Consider the following 16852-nt stretch of genomic DNA (forward strand, 5'->3'; position numbering starts at 1 on the left):
TCAGGCGCCTTTCTGCGACAGTTTCAGGCTACGGGCCAGGTCTTCGATCAAGTCGTCCGCGTCTTCCAGTCCCACCGATAAGCGCATGGTGCCTTGCGTGATGCCCGCCTGTTCCAGTTGATCGTCCGGCACGCGGAAATGCGTGGTGGAGGCGGGGTGGATGACGAGCGACTTGGCGTCGCCCACGTTGGCCAGGTGCGAGAAGATTTTCAGGCTGTCGACAAAGTGCTGGCCCGCCGCGCGGTCGCCGCGCAGGCGGAAGGTGAAGACGCCGCCCGCGCCTTTCGGCAGCAGGGTTTTTGCCAGTGCGTAGTCGGGGTGCGATGGCAGTTCGGGGTAGGATACGGCATCCACGGCCGGATTGGCCAGCAGGAAGTCGATCACCTTGCGCGTGTTGGCCACGTGGCGGTCCATGCGCAAGCCCAGGGTTTCGATACCCTGCAGGATGGCGAAGGCATTGTGCGGGCTCATGACGGCGCCGAAATCGCGCAAGCCTTCGCGCCGCGCGCGCAGGGCGAACGGCGCCACCGTCGATTCCTCGGCGAAGACCATGCCGTGAAAGCCGTCATACGGCTCGCACAGTTCGGCAAAACGGCCCGTCTTGTCGTACGCGGCTTGCCAGTCGAAGGTGCCGCCATCGACCAGCAAGCCGCCGATGGCCGTGCCGTGCCCGCATAAAAACTTGGTGGCCGAGTGGAATACCAGGTCGGCGCCATGCTCGAAGGGGCGCAGCAGGTACGGCGTGGTAAAGGTCGAGTCGAGCATCAGCGGTAGCTGGTGTTCGTGCGCCAGGGCGGCAATCGTCGGGATGTCGAGCACGTCGAGGCCTGGATTGCCCAGCGTTTCGCCGAACAGCACTTTCGTATTCGGGCGAATGGCGGCGCGCCAGGCATCCACGTCGCGCGGGTCGACGAACGTCGTCTCGATACCGAAGCGTTTTAATGTATAAGCCAGCAGGTTGTGCGAGCCGCCGTACAGGGCGCGCGAGGCAACGATGTGCGAGCCGGCGCCGGCGATGGTACATAAACCAAGGTGCATGGCGGCCTGGCCGCTGGCCGTGGCGATGCCGGCCACGCCCCCTTCGAGGGCGGCGATGCGCTCTTCCAGCACGGCGTTGGTGGGATTCGAAATGCGCGAGTACACGTGGCCGGCCCGCTCCATGTTGAACAGCGAGGCCGCATGCTCCGAACTCTTGAAGGCAAACGAGGACGTGAAGTGGATGGGCGTGGCGCGCGCGCCCGTGGCCGGGTCGGGCGCCGCGCCCGCATGCAGGGATAAAGTATCGAAACCGGGGTATTTCGGGCCGCTCATGGTGTCTCCGCCAAGTTTTATAGTAGCAAGATCGTAACCTGATTTAGCGCTGAGTAAAAGGGCTCGCGTGCAGGGCGCATGATGCCGTGCTGGCGGGCCGCGCGTGTCACTTGAAGTCGAAAAAAGCAACCGGCTGCGCGTGGCGGTGGTAGGATGCTGGGTCAGTGATATTCGGGCTGTTCGACCTTCGCGCGTGCGCCGCACCGCCAGGAAGCAGCTGCACACGAACGAAATCCTGGGCTTCAGGCGCACTCACATGCATGTCCACCAGGAAAAATTCTATGCCCGCAATATCGTTCGACGGCGCCCTTGCCGTGCCCGGACCGTCTATCGTTGACGGCCTGTGCCGCGCAGGCTGGCTGATGCAAGAGCAATTCATTCCCCCTGAACTCAGCCGCCAACTGGCCGCCGAATGCGTGCAATCCATGCTCAGCGGCAAGATGAAGGGCGCCGGCGTGGGCAGCGGCCATGCACCGCTGCTGCAGCCGGACATCCGCGGCGACCATATCGCATGGCTGGAAGCGGGCCGCTCAAGCGCCTGCGATCGCTATCTGAAGCATATGGAAGCGTTGCGCCAGACCCTCAATCGCGAGCTGTTCCTGGGGCTGGAAGAGTACGAAAGCCATTTCGCCCTGTATGCGCCGGGCGCCTTTTATCGGGCCCATCTGGACCGTTTCCGCGATGATGACAAACGCACCGTGTCCGTCGTGCTGTACCTGAACGACGACTGGCTGCCAGAACACGGCGGCGCGCTGCGTTTGCACCCCGATGGCGGCCCCAGCGTAGATATCGCGCCCGAAGCAGGGCGCATGGCCATGTTCCTGTCGGGCGAGATGCTGCACGAGGTGCTGCCGACGGCGCGCGAACGTCTATCCATCGCCGGTTGGTTCCGCCGCCGCGCGTGATAAAAAGTTGCGCGCAATCCCCCTCGATTTGATTGCGCGCAAGGCTGGATTTTTCCGCAGGCATAGGCTACAGTCGCAGTAAGGGCTAGAATAACTAAAATACCAATCACGCGGACAGGACGGCCAATATGAAAGTATCTGAAATTCTCCAAGTCAAGGGCAACATCCTCTACACGGTCACGCCTGACCAGCCCCTGCTTGACGCGGCCAATACCATGGCTGAAAAAGACATCGGTTCGCTGGTGGTCATGGAATTTGGCGACCTGGTCGGCATGCTGACCTTCCGCGAAGTGCTCAACGCGTTGCACGAGAACGCGGGCCAGATCGGCGGCGGCACCGTGCGCAAGCACATGGATGACCATCCGATCACCGTCACGCCCGACACGGAAGTGAACGAAGTGCGCCGCATCATGCTGGAAAAACATGCGCGCTACCTGCCCGTCATGAACGCCAAGACCTTGTTGGGCGTCATCTCCTTCTACGACGTGGCACGCGCCGTGCTTGAGGCGCAAAGCTTTGAAAACCAGATGCTGAAAGCGTATATTCGCGACTGGCCGGCCGAAACCACCGACTAAGCTTAGTTCATGCAGTAAAGACAACGCCGGCATTGCCGGCGTTTTGCATGGTCAATGCAAGCTGGCGCCTACGCCGCCCCCTGCAGCGCCTCATTGTTCAGCCAGGTGCTCAGCGCCGTGGCCGTCATCGGGCGGGCGAACAGGAAACCCTGCGCCATGGGGCAGCCCAGCGCCTGCAGAATTTGCGCTTGCCGCTCGTCTTCCACCCCTTCGGCGATCACGGCCAGGCCCAGGTTGCGGCCCAGCTGGATGACCATTTCGGCGATGCTGCTGCCGCGCGCGGAACCCGTGATTTCCGTCACAAACGCGCGGTCGATTTTCAGGCGGTCGACTTGCAGCCGCTGCAGGTACGACAGCGACGAAAAACCCGTGCCGAAGTCGTCGATGGCGATGCTGACGCCCGTCTGCTTGATCTGCCACAGCATCTTGATCAGCAGGTCCGGCTCTTCCATGGCCATCGATTCCGTGATTTCCAGCTCGATGAACTCGGGTGGCGCCTGCGTCTCTTCCAGCGCCGCGCGCAGCATTTCCAGGAACAGCGGGTGGCGGAACTGCACTTGCGACACGTTGACGGACATGACGAAGTTGCGGTGCCCTTGCTCGCGCAGCAGCACCAGTTCGCGGCACGCCGTGCGCAGCACCCATTCGCCCAGATCGATGATGATGCCCGAATATTCGGCGATCGGGATGAAGCGGTCGGGCGAGATGAACTTGCCGTCCGGCGTTTGCCAGCGCAGCAGCGCTTCGGCGCCCACGGGGCGGCGCGTGGTCAGGTCGATCTGCGGCTGGTACACGACAAACAGCTGGTCCTGGCTGAAGGCCGTGCGCAGCGCGTGCATCATGCGGACTCTTTCGCGGATTTCGATGCCCATGCTGCGCGAAAAATAGAAGTGCCCGGCGCGCTGCTGGCTTTTTGCCCGTTTCAGGGCGATATCGGCATCCTTCAGCGCATCGGCGCCCGTGCCCGCATGTTCGCCCAGCCGTACCAGGCCCAGGGTGGCCGACAGCTGCACATCCTGGCCATCGATGCAGAACGGCGCCTGGAACAGGGCCAGGATCTTGGCCGGGTTGACTTGCGACGAGTCGCCCAGCACGCAAAAGATGTCGCCGCCCAGGCGCGCCACCGTCAGCTGGGGACCCAGCTGGGTTTGCAATCGGCCCGCCACGGCGATCAGCAGGGTGTCGCCGAACTGGTGCCCCAGCGCGTCGTTGGTTTCGGCAAAGTGGTCGAGGTCGACCAGCGCCAGGGTGGCGTCGTCGCGCGCTGGGCCGGCCAGGGCGGCGTCGAGGATTTCCACCAGGCGCGTGCGGTTCGGCAGCTTCGACAACTGGTCGTAGAAGGCGGCGTTGTGCAGGTGCGATACCAGTTCGACATTGTCCAGGCCCACGGCGACGTTGCTGCAAAACACTTCCAGCAGGCTTTCATCGATGGCCGAGAGGGGCCGCGGCAGGACCAGGTAGGCGGCCGCATCGCGGCTGGCCTTGCCCGCGAAGTACAGGGTGGCGTAGTCGTGCGCATACACATTGCGCCGCTGCGCCAGCGTGTGCTCGATGGCAGCCATCACGCGGGGGTTTTGCAGGCCGCACAGGGCGCTGTGCGGCAAGCCGGAAAAGCTGCCCGTGCAGGCCGAGACGAGCAGCTCCCTGGCGCCATTGTCCTGCAAGTCCTGCACGCACAGCACGCCATCGGCGCGGATGCCCAGCAGGTCGGCGATCTGCGCCAGCACGCCGGCGGAGAAGTTTTGCACGCCGTGCAGCGCCATCAACTGCGTGCTGGCGTGGACGATCTGGTCCAGGCCGCGCCGGCTGTTGCTGATCGAACGTATCTGCTCGTACGAGCGGATGGCCGCCGTCACCGTGGTAAACAGCTTGATGCGCGTCAGCTCGGACTTGGTCTTGTAGTCGTTGATATCGTAGTCACGGATGGCGTCGATTTCCGGCGCATAGCCGGGCTGGCCCGTGCGCAGGATGATGCGCACATCCGTCATTTTCAGTGTTTCGCGGATGTAGCGCACCAGGTGCAGGCCCGCGTCATCCTGTTCCATCACCACGTCGAGCAGGATGACGGCGATGTCGTCTTCATGCTTGAGCAGTTCGCGCGCCTGGCCGGCCGAATACGCATGCACGAATTCCAGCGGGCGGTGCTGCATTTCCAGGTTGCCCAGGGCAAAAGTGGTGGTGGAGTGGACGTCTTCATCGTCGTCAATGATCATCACCCGCCAGACGCTGCGCGGTGCGATGGCCAGCGGTGGCGCTGGTTGCTCATCGAGGAATACCAGGTCGTCGTGATCGTCCTTGTTGCTGTCAAGGGGGATGATCGGTGCGGGCATGTATGGCTTCTCCAGGATGACTCGGAACGAGATGTGAGCACATCAGAAATGTCCATGGCGTTGTTGCAGCGCCTCGCCGTACTTGCGTACTGTCTTCGGCGCCGCGCCTAGCCCTGGCCATTTCTGATGCACTCAGGGCGCATCGAAAATGTAGCACTCCGGTGCTGCCGAGGCTCGCACATTTTCTGATGGTCCATCATTCAAGTATATAGCTATTTAATAAGCAAAATGTTTTTTTAAGCCTATTCCGTAGAGCAATATTTCTTGTATTGCATGATTGCAACTCATATTTGGTGTTTTTTGTATGAAAAAAAACACGGGATTTAAAAATGGTGATGACGGGCGGGAATATCGGGCCTTGCTGCGGCATTAGCGGCATGGCCTGCCCCGCAGGCTGGTAGAATTGAGTTTTCCAGTCTTTCACACTTCCTACTATGTCCGGCAATTCTTTTGGCAAACTGTTTACTGTTACCACTTTCGGCGAATCGCATGGCCCGGCCATCGGCTGCGTGATCGATGGCTGTCCGCCGGGCCTGGTCCTGTCGGAAGCCGATATCCAGCCCGAGCTGGACCGTCGCAAGCCGGGCACCTCGCGCCACGTGACGCAGCGCCAGGAATCGGATACGGTGGAAATTCTTTCCGGCGTGTACCAGGGCGTGACGACGGGCACGCCCATCGCGCTGCTGATCCGCAATGAAGACCAGCGCAGCAAGGATTACGGCAATATCGCGGAAAGCTTCCGCCCCGGCCATGCCGACTACACCTACTGGCATAAATACGGCGTGCGCGATCCGCGCGGCGGCGGGCGTTCCTCGGCGCGCCTGACGGCGCCCGTGGTGGGTGCGGCGGCGATTGCCAAGAAATGGCTGCTGCAGCAGTACGGCACCACCTTCAAGGGCTGCATGAGCCAGCTGGGCGACATTCCCGTGCCGTTCCAGTCCTGGGAACACGTGCATGCGAACCCCTTCTTTGCCGCCAGCGGCGACGCGGACCTGATCGCGCGCATGGAAGAGGCGATGGATCAATTGCGCCGCGATGGCGATTCCATCGGCGCGCGCATCGACGTGATCGCGCAAAACGTGCCGGTCGGCCTTGGCCAGCCCATCTACGACAAGCTCGACGCCGACATCGCCTATGCCATGATGGGTATCAATGCCGTCAAGGGTGTGGAAATCGGCGCCGGTTTCGATTCGGTGGCGCAAAAGGGTTCCGAGCACGGCGACGAACTGACGCCGGAAGGCTTTATCGGCAATAACGCCGGCGGCGTACTCGGTGGTATATCGACGGGGCAGGATGTCAAAGTATCGATCGCCATCAAGCCAACGTCGTCGATCCGCACGCCGCGCCGCTCGATCGATAAAGAGGGCAATCCCGTGATGGTGGAAACCTTCGGCCGCCACGACCCCTGCGTGGGCATCCGTGCCACACCGATCGCCGAAGCGATGCTGGCGCTGGTATTGATCGATCACGCCCTGATGCACCGCGCGCAATGCGGCGACGTCAGCGTGAGTACGCCGAAGTTGAAGTAAGATGAATGTTGTCGGATGACGGGCCTGCGGCCCTAATTCGACCCACGATTCATGCCATGTGTTGCGGTGATGTCGGGTTACGCCATTCTGGCTAACCCGACCTACGACCCACGCCATGTAGGTCGGATTAGCGCTTGCGCGTAATCCGACACCATTGTCGGCGCTTCCTGTCAAGCCACCTTGTTCGCCACCAATTCGAGTTGATGGCGCATCTCTACCGACTGCACCAATAACGCCCGGATATCGTTGATCAGGTTGAATTCCGTCTGGTTCAATTGAATCGGCGGGAAGCTGTCGTCCCAGTCGCCGTACAGGAAGCCCGTGGGGTGGCCGTTGGCCGACAGGGGCAGCACGACGAAGCTGCGCGCTTCCGACAACGTCGCTTTCCACCATTGCGGCAGCTTGGCGGCAAATTTTGGGTCACGCGCATTGTCGATGAAGATCACGCGGTCGCTATTGAGGGCCGCGTGGAAGACGTTCGGCTCATACGCGTCGCCAAATACCATCAGGTCCTGCAGGTCGGCCATGCCTTCGCCCATGCTGATGCGCGCCGAGTACAAATGATCGCGGTGGTTGCGCACGAATGCCACCGAGCGCGAAAAATCAAAGCCCTGGTGCAGTGTTTCGAGCGCCATCGAGACCATCTGTCCGGGGCTGGCGCTGCCGATGGCGCCGCGCAGGTCGGCCAGGCCGCCGATCAGGACACGGTTGCCCTCGGCGCGCATGCGCGTCGAGGCCAACTGGCGTGCGCGCCGTTCGGCCGGTTTCGACAGGGGCGCGATCGACAGGTCGGCCGCCGCCATCATCTTCGCCTTGTCCACCGCTACCACCAGGTCCGTGGCAGCGATGCCCAGGGTGCCCGCATAGTCGTCGATCAGCGCGTGCACCTGCGCCGCGCCGGCCGCATCGTCATGCCACAGCGAGTCGGCGCAGCGCGCCGCCATGGTCGACAGTCCTGCCATCCAGTCGGCGCCGCTGACTGGCGCGTTGTCGGGCGACGGCTCCATCGGACGCATGCCGTTGATCAGGTGCTGCGGCAAGCCCCAGTGGGCGGCAGTGGCATAGCCCACTTCCGGCAGCGACAGGCCGAGGATTTCGCATGCGGCTGCCGCCTCGTTGCCGGGACCCGCGTGCGCCTGCATGCGCGCCCAGAAGTCCGTCATGTAGAACGTCACCATCATGCGACCCAGGGTGTGCAGCATGGAGCAGACGACGGCTTGCTCCGCCTGCAGGCTGCCGGCGCTGGTGGCCACTTGCTGCGCCACCATCCCGGCCAGCACGGCCTTTTCCATTTCCACGTGGGCACTGACGGAGTCGGGTGAGGCTTGCGACAGCTCCTCGATCAGCTTCAGTCCCAGCGCCAGGTGGCCGATGGCGTCGATGCCCAGCACCAGCACGGCCTTCGAGACCGTGTTGACCCGCTGGCCGAAGGCCGAATACATGCCGCTGTTGGCCAGGCGCAGTACCTTGTGCGTGAGGACAGGGTCGGACAGCACCGTTTGCGTGATGTCGAATTCGTGGTCATCCTCGCCGCGCATGGCGCCCAGGATGGCGCTGATGGCTTTCGCGAAGCCGGGCATGTCGCCCTGCTGGCGCGTGCGCGCCCACAGCAGGTCCAGGGTGTTTTTGCCGAGCTGTGTCGGTACCGTGAAATGACCTGGATTCATTGCACCCCTCCGCGCTGTTCATTGGCAGACGGCGTGGGCACCAGCGCCGCATAGGTTTTTTCGCTCAAGGCCGATAGCGCGGCATGGGCCGGCATCGGTTTGCCCGTCAAATAGCCTTGCACATACTGGCAGCCGCGCGACTCCATGAAGTGCATCTGCTCCTCCGTTTCCACGCCTTCGGCCACCACGGACAAATTCAAATGCTTGGCCAAGTCGAGAATGGTGTTGCAGATGGCCGCGTCCTTGCTCGATTCGGGCAAGTCCTTGATGAAGGTGCGGTCGATCTTCAGCACGGAAATGGGGAAGCGCTTCAGATACGCGAGCGAGGAATAGCCGGTGCCGAAATCGTCGATGGCGATGCGCGCGCGGCGCTCCGTCATCTTGACGAGGATGGTTTCTGCATGCACGGGGTCGATCATCAGGGTGCCTTCCGTAATTTCCAGCACCAGGTGTTCGCCCGAGAGTCCCGAAAAGGCGATGGCGTCATCGAGCACGTCGAGGAATTTGTCGTTGCGGAACTGGCGCGGGCTGATGTTGACGGAGATGTACAGCGGCCGCTTGGCCACTTCCTGGAACTGCTTGAGCTGCACGCAGGCCGCCTTCAGCGCCCAGGCGCCCAGCAGATTGATCAGGCCATTGGCTTCGGCAATCGGGATGAAACGCACGGGCGGCACCAGGCCCAGGGTCGGATGCTTCCAGCGCATCAGGGTTTCGAAACCCTGGATCTGCCGCGTGTGCGCATCGACGATGGGCTGGTAAAAGAGCAGAAATTCGCCTTCGCGCACGGCGTGAAACATGGCCGCTTCCAGCGAAATATCGTGTTCCGACGGGCCATTCAGACGCGGGCTGTAGACCAGGCAGCGGGCCTTGCCCGTTTCCTTGGCGCGCGACATGGCCGCATCGGCCAGCGCCACCAGGCGCACTTCATCTTCCGCGTGCAGCGGATAGATCGATACGCCCACGGACGCCCCCACGTAGATCGTATGGCCATCGACTTCGAACGGCGCCTGCAGGGTGGCCAGCAGGCGGCCCGTCACCAGCTTGATTTGTGCATCGGTGGCGCTGCCCGGCAGCACGGCGACGAACTCATCGCCGCCCACGCGCGCCAGGGTGTCGCTGTCGCGCAAGGTCTTGCGCAGGCGCGCGGCGGCCAGGCGCAGCACGGCGTCGCCGACGGGGTGGCCCAGGCCATCGTTGACCTTTTTAAAGCCATCGAGGCCGATGGTGGCGACGGAAAAACCCTGGCCCGAACGGGCCGCCTGGGCGATCACCATGCGGATGCGGTCCGACAGCAGCAGGCGGTTCGGCAGCCCGGTCAGCGCATCGTGCGTGGCCATGTGGCGCAAGCGTTCTTCCGTGTTGTGCTGGGCCGAGGTGTCGCGCCCGACTACCAGCAATTCGGTCACGCCGGCTGCGTTCATATAGGAAGACAGGCGCAGCTCGAACCAGATTTCCTGGTCCGGTGTTTGCAGGCGCACTTCCAGGCGGCCCGGTTCTTCCAGGGAATCTTCCAGCGCTGCCTGCAGCGCCGCGCGCGATGCTTCGGCGGCCAGTGGCAGCAGCAAGTGGCCGGACAGGCCCGAGGGCGCGCCGAACAGGGTGGCTGCGCGCTTGCTGGCGAACAGGATCAGGCCGTCCGTATCGAGCCGGAACACGACGTCGCCTGCCTCTTCCATGAGGTTGTCCAACTCGTGGCGTGCCTCGCGGTGGGCGGCGGATGGGGTACTGGAAAACATCGTGCGGGCTTTTACCTTTTTGTTATCAGTGCCGACGCACGCTGCAGGGCAGGGCGCCAACGGAAAGAGTGCATCGTGCGCTACGCGCGCCATAGCGGGCCGGAGGGCAACTATCGGAACGCGATCCACACGAAATGTATCATTGAAAAGCATTCGATTACATGAAATAGAGCAACATTGCTTCAGGTTTTGTAAATATTCCTGCCTTCCATGAAAAAAATCATGCTGCGCGACACACGCAGGCATTTTCGTTCCACATGGAAACATTTATCTGAGCTGGCTTCCACTGGCGCGCTTGCCCCGCCATGCGCTTTACGCTAGTCTGGCTGGCAGACGGTGTTGACGGTGCGCCAGCGACAGCAAGGGCGCCATGATAACAAATCGCGGGAGACTCCCATGAATGCTTTTGACACGCATGAAGTTTTCAACCAGGCCACGCCGTTTGAAAACGTCAATCTGTTCGCCTGTGACCCGGCGCTGATCGAAGCGCTGCTGCGCGAGGGGGGCGACGCGGCGCGGCAGGCGCTCGACGCGCTGGGTGAAAGGCTGGGCCGCGCCGAGACGTATGCGCTGGCGCGCCTGGCCAATATCCACACGCCCGAGCTGCAGCAGTTCGACCGGGCCGGGCGCCGCATCGACGAAGTGCTGTTCCATCCGGCCTGGCATGAGCTGATGGCCATCCTCGTGGGCGCCGGCGTGCACGCTGCGCCGTGGGTGTCGCCCGGTCCTGGCGCCCAGGTGGCGCGCGCGGCCGCCTATCTATTAGTGGGGCAGGTGGAAAACGGCACGCAGTGTCCCGTGACGATGACGTATGCCTCGGTGCCGGCCTTGCGCCAGGCGCTTGACCTGCCGCACATCGCTGCGCGCTGGCTGCCGAAAATCCTCTCGCGCGAATACGATCCCCGTTCCCTGCCCGTGGAACAGAAGCGCGGCGCCCTGGTCGGCATGGGCATGACGGAAAAGCAGGGCGGCTCGGACGTGCGCAGCAACACTACGCGCGCCGTGCGCGTGCCGCAGGACGAGGCGCGGGCCCTGTTCGGCGACGAGGCTGGCGGCGCCTGGCGCATCGTCGGCCACAAATGGTTTTTTTCGGCGCCGCAGTGCGACGCCCATCTGATCCTGGCGCAGGCGGAAGAGGGGGGATTGTCCTGTTTCTTTTTGCCGCGCTATCTGCCCGACGGCAGCCGCAATGCCATCCGCGTGCAGCGCCTGAAAGATAAATTGGGCAACCGCTCGAATGCCTCGTCGGAAGTGGAATTTACCAATGCCTACGGCTGGCTCGTGGGGCAGCCGGGGCGGGGCATTCCCACCATCCTGGAAATGGCCAGCCACACGCGCCTCGATTGCGTGCTGGGCAGCACCGGCATCATGCGCGCCGCCCTGACGCAGGCGCTGCACCATGCGCGCCAGCGGGTCGTGTTCGGCAAGCCGCTGTCCGGGCAGCCATTGATGCAAAACGTGCTGGCCGACCTGGCGCTGGAATCGGAAGCCGCCACGGCCTTTGCCCTGCGCCTGGCCCGTTGTTTCGATGAAAAGGACGATGTAGGGCAAGCGATGCTGGCGCGCGTGCTCACGCCGGCCGGCAAGTACTGGATTTGCAAGCGCGGTCCCGGCTTCGGTGCGGAAGCCATGGAGGTGCTGGGCGGCACCGGCTATGTGGAAGACGCGCCGCTGGCGCGCCTGTACCGCGAGCTGCCCGTCAACTCAATCTGGGAAGGTTCGGGCAACGTCATGTGCCTCGACGTCTTGCGTGCCTTCGGCAAGTCGCCGGCTGCGCGCGACGCCCTGGCGGCCGAGCTGGCGCTGGCCGGCGATGCCGATGCCGCCTTTGCCGAGTACCGGACGCGCCTGCTGTCCGACCTGGACGGGCCGCAGACGGATGAATTTGGCGCCAGGCAATTATCTGAACGCATCGTGCTGGCCGTGCAGGCCAGCTTGCTGCTGCGCCATGCGCCGCCCTTTATTGCGCAGGCCTTCCTGCAGTCGCGGCTGGTGCAAGCGCCGGGCGGTGCGTATGGCCGCTTGCCGGCGGGCACCGATTGCGCGGCCATCCTGGCGCGCGCACTGCGCGAGTATTGACCCCGATATATCCGATTATTTCGAAAATTCAGGCCACAGGCGGGCTGTGGGCTGGGATAATGTGGCAATCCTTCATTTTATCGACACACAGCGCGCTTGCGGCCATGCTTGCCGCCGCGCCAGAGAGCAGAGAAAGAACAACAATATGAAACAAGATCCACGCTTCCCGAATTTGTTCATTACCGATCACCCTTTGATCCAGCACAAACTGAGCCACATGCGCGAGCACGACACGTCGACGCGCACCTTCCGTGAATTGCTCAAGGAAATCACCTTGTTGATGGGCTATGAAATCACGCGCGACCTGCCGCTGACCACGCGCGAAATCAAGACCCCTCTGGTGACTATCGACGCGCCCGTCATTGCTGGCAAGAAACTGGCCATCGTGCCCATCCTGCGCGCCGGCATCGGCATGAGCGATGGCTTGCTGAACCTGGTGCCATCGGCCCGCGTGGGCCACATCGGCGTGTACCGCGATCCCACCACCCACATGCCCGTGGAATACCTGGTGCGCCTGCCGGACTTGAACGAGCGCACCTTCATCCTGTGCGACCCGATGGTGGCGACCGGCAATTCGGCCGTGTACGCCGTCGACGTGCTGAAGAAACGCGGCGTGACGGACGAGCAGATCATCTTCCTGGCGCTGGTCGCCGCGCCGGAAGGCGTGACCGTGTTCCAGAACGCGCATCCGAAGGTCAAGATGTATTGCGCTTCGCTCGATTCGCACCTGGATGACCACGCTTACATCGTGCCGGGCCTGGGCGATGCCGGCGACCGCATCTTCGGCACCAAGTAAGCCAATCCGCGAGTATTACGATGGCAACCTTGATCGACCCGGATTTTCGCGCGCGTTTGCGCGCCCTGAACGAAAAATATGCGGCTGGCGTGCCGGCCCTGATGCAAGCGATCATGCAGGCCAGCGGCCGCTGCGACAGCGAAGGCCCCCGCCTGGAGCCGTTGACGGAGCTGCACCGCGCGCTGCACGCGGTCGCCGGCTCGGCTGCCACCTTCGGTTTCGCTGCGCTGGGCCAGGAATGCCGGCGCATCGAACAGCAGGTGCGCGCCATGCTCAACACGCCTGCGCAGGCAGTGGCGGAATGGCCCGCCATGCGGGGGCAAGTGGAGGCGCTGCTGCACTGGGCCGCGCGCGATGCGGGCGCCACCCATTTCAGCGTGTAAATGCCAGCTCCATAGAGATGTGGTTGCAATGATTCATTTGATGCAACGCAAAGCATCGGCGTCGCAGATTAGGATATAGTGTCTCCATGCCGCTGGTACAGGGCGCCGCAAGACGGGGATTTGGCTATTAAAGTAGTGTTCGCAAGTTTATTTTGCGAAAGAATGGTTTTTCTCAGTTTTGTTGGTATAATTGGGCATCGTTGGATTCGAGGTAGTAGTGCAGTTTGTCTGTCATTTCTTTCTTGCTTCAAACGATATAACGGGCGCAAGCCCAACTTAACTGAAATAGGAAATTGTAATGGCAACTGGCATCGTAAAATGGTTCAATGATTCGAAGGGCTTCGGCTTTATTACTCCTGACGAAGGCGGCGAAGATCTGTTCGCTCACTTCTCGGCTATCCAGTCGAACGGCTTCAAGTCCCTGCAAGAGAACCAACGCGTTTCTTTTGAAGTGACCGCTGGCCCTAAAGGCAAGCAAGCTTCGAACATTCAGCCAATCTAATACGCTGGATCAAACGAAATAAAGAAATCCTCGGTCTCCGAGGATTTTTTTTCGCCTGAATTTCCGTGAGGCATGGGTTTTACGTGGGCTTCGTGGCTCTATTTGGCGTGCTTGCGTCGCCGCGTAGGTCGGCTTAGCGCTTGCGCGTAAGCCGACAATGGTGGTGCTGCCAAGAGGTATGGGCTGGTGTCGGCTTACGCTGCGCTAAGCCGACCTACGCCGACCTACGCCAAGCTGCGTTCTTCCAGTTAGACCCGCATTGACTAGATTGCTCTTTCACGCCAGTAGTCGGGCTGGGCATATGAGTGCCGCAAAAAATCCACAAACGCCCGTATGCGCAGTGGCAAGTGGCGGCGCTGGGCAAACACGGCATAAATATCGTTGCCCGGCGCGGCGAACTGGTCCAGCACCGTCACCAGCTGGCCCGAGGCGATTTCCGCACCGACCTCCCACATCGAGCGCCACGCCAGACCCTTGCCGGCCAAGGCCCAGTCGTGCAGCACTTCGCCGTCGTTGCACACCATATTGCCAGCCACCTTCAAAATGACATTCTTGCCGTTTTCGCGGAAGGTCCAGCCCCGCTGGCTGCCTTCGCTGCTGATCGCCAGGCAATTATGTTTCGCCAGGTCGGCCGGGATGCGCGGCGTGCCCGCCCGTTTCAGATAGGCGGGCGAACCGACCAGCACGCGCTGGTTGTCGGCCAGTTTCGTACTCACGAGCGAGGAATCGGACAGGCTGGCGATGCGGATGGCCACGTCGATGCCTTCGCCGATCAGGTCGACGAGGCGGTCGTTCAGGTTCAGCGACACCGTCACGTCGCGGTGCTCGGCGACAAACGAGGGGATCAGGGGCGCCACGTGCTGGCGCCCGAAGCCAGCCGGTGCGGAAATGAGCAAATGGCCGCTGGCCTTCACGCTGCGCTCGGCCACGGCCGCTTCCGCCTCTTCCAATTCTCCCAGGATGCGCTGGCAATCTTCCAGGAAGGCGGCGCCTTCATTCGTCAAGGCCAGCTTGCGCGTCGTGCGCTGCAGTAATTTGACGCCCAGGCGCTGCTCCAGCGCATCGAGGCGCCGGCCTATCATGGCCGGGGCGATGCCTTCCGCGCGCGCGGCCGCCGACAGGCTACCCTTGGCGACCACTTCCACGAAGGTCGATATTTGTCTGAACTGGCCCATATGCTGTGCTCGCTATCTCGTCACTTGTGATAAAAACGCATAGATGAAGTGATTTTTAATCTCGTTTCCATGCCTTATAGTGCAATACTATAGAACAAACGCGCCGCCCGGCAGAGTGTTTTTACGCCTTTGTCCCGCTTGTTCGCGCAGTCATTCAGCTTATACTTGGATCACCAGATTACCTTTGCTTATATTTATTAAAAACCGGAGAACTTCATGACGCAGAACACGATCACACTTCCCGAAGGCATGCAAATCACGGGTGAAATCCAGCCCGGCTACGAACAGATTTTGACGCCGGCAGCGCTGGCGCTGGTGGCCAAGCTGACGCGTGCATTCGAGCCGCGCCGCCAGGAGTTGCTGGCCGTGCGCGTGGAACGCGCCAAGCGCCTCGACGCAGGTGAGCGTCCTGATTTCCTGCCAGAAACCGCGCATATCCGCGACGGTGACTGGAAGATCGCGCCGATTCCGAAGGCGCTCGAATGCCGCCGCGTGGAAATCACCGGTCCCGTCGAGCGCAAGATGGTCATCAACGCCTTCAATTCCGGCGCGGACAGCTACATGACGGACTTCGAAGATTCGAACACGCCGAACTGGGATAATCAGCTGACGGGCCAGATCAATATGTTCGACGCCGTGCGCAAGACGATTTCGCTGGAGCAAAATGGCAAGTCGTACAAGCTGAACGACAAGATCGCCACCCTCGTCGTGCGTCCGCGTGGCTGGCACCTCGATGAAAAGCACGTGCTGGTCGACGGCAAGCGCATTTCCGGCGGCATTTTTGATTTCGCCCTGTTCATGTTCCATAACGCCAAGGAACAGCTGGCACGGGGCGCCGGCCCGTATTTCTACCTGCCGAAGATGGAATCGCACCTGGAAGCGCGCCTGTGGAACGATATCTTCGTCATGACGCAAAACGAGCTGGGCTTGCCACAAGGCACGATCAAGGCCACCGTGCTGATCGAAACCATCCTGGCCGCGTTTGAAATGGATGAAATCCTGTACGAACTGAAAGAACACAGCTCGGGCTTGAACGCGGGCCGCTGGGATTACATTTTCTCGTGCATCAAGAAATTCAAGCTGGACAAGGATTTCTGCCTGGCTGACCGCGCCAAAGTCACCATGACGGCGCCATTCATGCGCGCCTACGCCTTGCTGCTGCTGAAAACCTGCCACAAGCGCGGTGCGCCAGCCATCGGCGGCATGGCAGCCTTGATCCCGATCAAGAACGATCCCGAAAAGAACGACATCGCCATGGGCGGCGTGCGCAACGACAAGGCGCGCGATGCCACCGACGGCTACGACGGCGGCTGGGTTGCCCATCCGGGCCTGGTGGAACTGGCCATGGGCGAGTTCACCAAAGTGCTGGGCGACAAGCCGAACCAGATCGAGAAACAGCGTCCCGACATCGATGTGAAAGCGTCGGATCTGCTGAACTTCCAGCCGGAAGCGCCGATCACGGAAGCGGGCTTGCGTTACAACATCAACGTGGGCATCCACTACCTGGGCAGTTGGCTGGCTGGCAACGGTTGCGTGCCTATCCATAACCTGATGGAAGATGCGGCCACGGCCGAGATCAGCCGCTCGCAAGTGTGGCAATGGATTCGTTCCAGCAAGGGCGTGCTGGAAGATGGCCGCAAGGTCACGGCCGACATGGTACGCGCCATGATTCCGGAAGAACTGGCCAAGGTGCAGCGCGATGCGCCAGGCGGCAACGGTCCGACCTATGTGCGCGCGGGGCAGATTTTCGAGGAAATGTCGACGTCGGAATCGTTTGCCGAGTTCCTGACCTTGCCGCTGTACGAAGAAATCTGATCCTGATTAAATAGATTGATAAAAAATCCCGGCGATACCTGATGGTATC

13 protein-coding genes are annotated in these 16852 nt (G+C 61.9%); 8 read left to right on the plus strand and 5 right to left on the minus strand.

Annotated features, from left to right (window positions below):
* Nucleotides 1–1311: an O-acetylhomoserine aminocarboxypropyltransferase gene (locus tag ACP7EG_RS06055; RefSeq protein WP_426086858.1), complete on the minus strand. Its 1311-nt coding sequence runs from the start codon at nt 1309–1311 to the stop codon at nt 1–3.
* 281 nt (nt 1312–1592) lie between these two features.
* Here ACP7EG_RS06055 and ACP7EG_RS06060 point away from each other — a divergent pair, with 281 nt between their 5' ends.
* Together ACP7EG_RS06060 and ACP7EG_RS06065 are read left to right on the plus strand one after the other, a co-directional pair.
* Entirely contained in the window at nt 1593–2216 is a 624-nt protein-coding gene (locus ACP7EG_RS06060) for a 2OG-Fe(II) oxygenase (RefSeq protein ID WP_426086860.1), read from the plus strand.
* Nucleotides 2217–2344: 128 nt separating this feature from the next.
* Complete coding sequence (locus tag ACP7EG_RS06065) at nt 2345–2791, plus strand: CBS domain-containing protein (protein ID WP_010398828.1); 447 nt, start codon at nt 2345–2347, stop codon at nt 2789–2791.
* Between the two features lie 68 nt (nt 2792–2859).
* On the opposite strand, the gene ACP7EG_RS06070 is transcribed toward ACP7EG_RS06065, so the two are convergent.
* Nucleotides 2860–5121, minus strand: a complete 2262-nt coding sequence (locus ACP7EG_RS06070; protein WP_426086861.1) for a putative bifunctional diguanylate cyclase/phosphodiesterase — start codon at nt 5119–5121, stop codon at nt 2860–2862.
* A gap of 434 nt (nt 5122–5555) precedes the next feature.
* Between ACP7EG_RS06070 and aroC the strand changes: the two genes are divergently transcribed.
* Complete coding sequence (gene aroC / locus ACP7EG_RS06075; protein WP_426086862.1) at nt 5556–6650, plus strand: chorismate synthase; 1095 nt, start codon at nt 5556–5558, stop codon at nt 6648–6650.
* 170 nt (nt 6651–6820) lie between these two features.
* On the opposite strand, the gene ACP7EG_RS06080 is transcribed toward aroC, so the two are convergent.
* The gene (locus ACP7EG_RS06080) at nt 6821–8317 is read right to left on the minus strand and encodes an HDOD domain-containing protein (RefSeq protein WP_426086863.1); all 1497 of its coding nucleotides are present in this window, start codon (nt 8315–8317) and stop codon (nt 6821–6823) included.
* Nucleotides 8314–10053: a putative bifunctional diguanylate cyclase/phosphodiesterase gene (locus ACP7EG_RS06085; RefSeq protein ID WP_426086864.1), complete on the minus strand. Its 1740-nt coding sequence runs from the start codon at nt 10051–10053 to the stop codon at nt 8314–8316. The genes ACP7EG_RS06080 and ACP7EG_RS06085 overlap by 4 nt, the downstream gene beginning before the upstream one ends.
* Nucleotides 10054–10449: 396 nt before the next feature.
* Between ACP7EG_RS06085 and ACP7EG_RS06090 the strand changes: the two genes are divergently transcribed.
* From ACP7EG_RS06090 to ACP7EG_RS06105, 4 genes are all read left to right on the plus strand, one after another.
* Complete coding sequence (locus ACP7EG_RS06090) at nt 10450–12132, plus strand: isovaleryl-CoA dehydrogenase (RefSeq protein ID WP_426086865.1); 1683 nt, start codon at nt 10450–10452, stop codon at nt 12130–12132.
* 145 nt (nt 12133–12277) lie between these two features.
* A complete protein-coding gene (gene upp, locus ACP7EG_RS06095; RefSeq protein ID WP_071076875.1) occupies nt 12278–12928 on the plus strand; it encodes a uracil phosphoribosyltransferase in 651 nt (216 codons plus the stop codon).
* 20 nt (nt 12929–12948) lie between these two features.
* Entirely contained in the window at nt 12949–13311 is a 363-nt protein-coding gene (locus tag ACP7EG_RS06100; protein WP_426086866.1) for an Hpt domain-containing protein, read from the plus strand.
* A 298-nt stretch (nt 13312–13609) separates the two neighbouring features.
* Nucleotides 13610–13813, plus strand: coding sequence for a cold-shock protein (locus tag ACP7EG_RS06105; RefSeq protein ID WP_010398811.1), 204 nt, complete (start codon nt 13610–13612; stop codon nt 13811–13813).
* A 263-nt stretch (nt 13814–14076) separates the two neighbouring features.
* Here ACP7EG_RS06105 and ACP7EG_RS06110 read toward each other — a convergent pair whose 3' ends face one another.
* Nucleotides 14077–14988 carry a LysR family transcriptional regulator gene (locus ACP7EG_RS06110; protein ID WP_034784477.1) on the minus strand — a complete coding sequence of 304 codons (912 nt, stop codon included), beginning with the start codon at nt 14986–14988 and terminating at the stop codon, nt 14077–14079.
* A 216-nt stretch (nt 14989–15204) separates the two neighbouring features.
* Here ACP7EG_RS06110 and aceB point away from each other — a divergent pair, with 216 nt between their 5' ends.
* Nucleotides 15205–16803: a malate synthase A gene (gene aceB / locus ACP7EG_RS06115; protein ID WP_219136727.1), complete on the plus strand. Its 1599-nt coding sequence runs from the start codon at nt 15205–15207 to the stop codon at nt 16801–16803.
* Nucleotides 16804–16852 lie beyond the last annotated feature (49 nt).

This window comes from Janthinobacterium sp. PSPC1-1 (assembly GCF_049897625.1).
GTDB classification, from domain to species: domain Bacteria; phylum Pseudomonadota; class Gammaproteobacteria; order Burkholderiales; family Burkholderiaceae_D; genus Janthinobacterium; species Janthinobacterium tructae.

What these genes read in the sequence shown, in the direction of transcription:
- ACP7EG_RS06055 (WP_426086858.1), bottom strand. Translation starts at nt 1,311, where the DNA reads ATGAGCGGCCCGAAATACCCCGGTTTCGATACTTTATCCCTGCATGCG.
- ACP7EG_RS06060 (WP_426086860.1), top strand. Translation starts at nt 1,593, where the DNA reads ATGCCCGCAATATCGTTCGACGGCGCCCTTGCCGTGCCCGGACCGTCT.
- ACP7EG_RS06065 (WP_010398828.1), top strand. Translation starts at nt 2,345, where the DNA reads ATGAAAGTATCTGAAATTCTCCAAGTCAAGGGCAACATCCTCTACACG.
- ACP7EG_RS06070 (WP_426086861.1), bottom strand. Translation starts at nt 5,121, where the DNA reads ATGCCCGCACCGATCATCCCCCTTGACAGCAACAAGGACGATCACGAC.
- aroC (WP_426086862.1), top strand. Translation starts at nt 5,556, where the DNA reads ATGTCCGGCAATTCTTTTGGCAAACTGTTTACTGTTACCACTTTCGGC.
- ACP7EG_RS06080 (WP_426086863.1), bottom strand. Translation starts at nt 8,317, where the DNA reads ATGAATCCAGGTCATTTCACGGTACCGACACAGCTCGGCAAAAACACC.
- ACP7EG_RS06085 (WP_426086864.1), bottom strand. Translation starts at nt 10,053, where the DNA reads ATGTTTTCCAGTACCCCATCCGCCGCCCACCGCGAGGCACGCCACGAG.
- ACP7EG_RS06090 (WP_426086865.1), top strand. Translation starts at nt 10,450, where the DNA reads ATGAATGCTTTTGACACGCATGAAGTTTTCAACCAGGCCACGCCGTTT.
- upp (WP_071076875.1), top strand. Translation starts at nt 12,278, where the DNA reads ATGAAACAAGATCCACGCTTCCCGAATTTGTTCATTACCGATCACCCT.
- ACP7EG_RS06100 (WP_426086866.1), top strand. Translation starts at nt 12,949, where the DNA reads ATGGCAACCTTGATCGACCCGGATTTTCGCGCGCGTTTGCGCGCCCTG.
- ACP7EG_RS06105 (WP_010398811.1), top strand. Translation starts at nt 13,610, where the DNA reads ATGGCAACTGGCATCGTAAAATGGTTCAATGATTCGAAGGGCTTCGGC.
- ACP7EG_RS06110 (WP_034784477.1), bottom strand. Translation starts at nt 14,988, where the DNA reads ATGGGCCAGTTCAGACAAATATCGACCTTCGTGGAAGTGGTCGCCAAG.
- aceB (WP_219136727.1), top strand. Translation starts at nt 15,205, where the DNA reads ATGACGCAGAACACGATCACACTTCCCGAAGGCATGCAAATCACGGGT.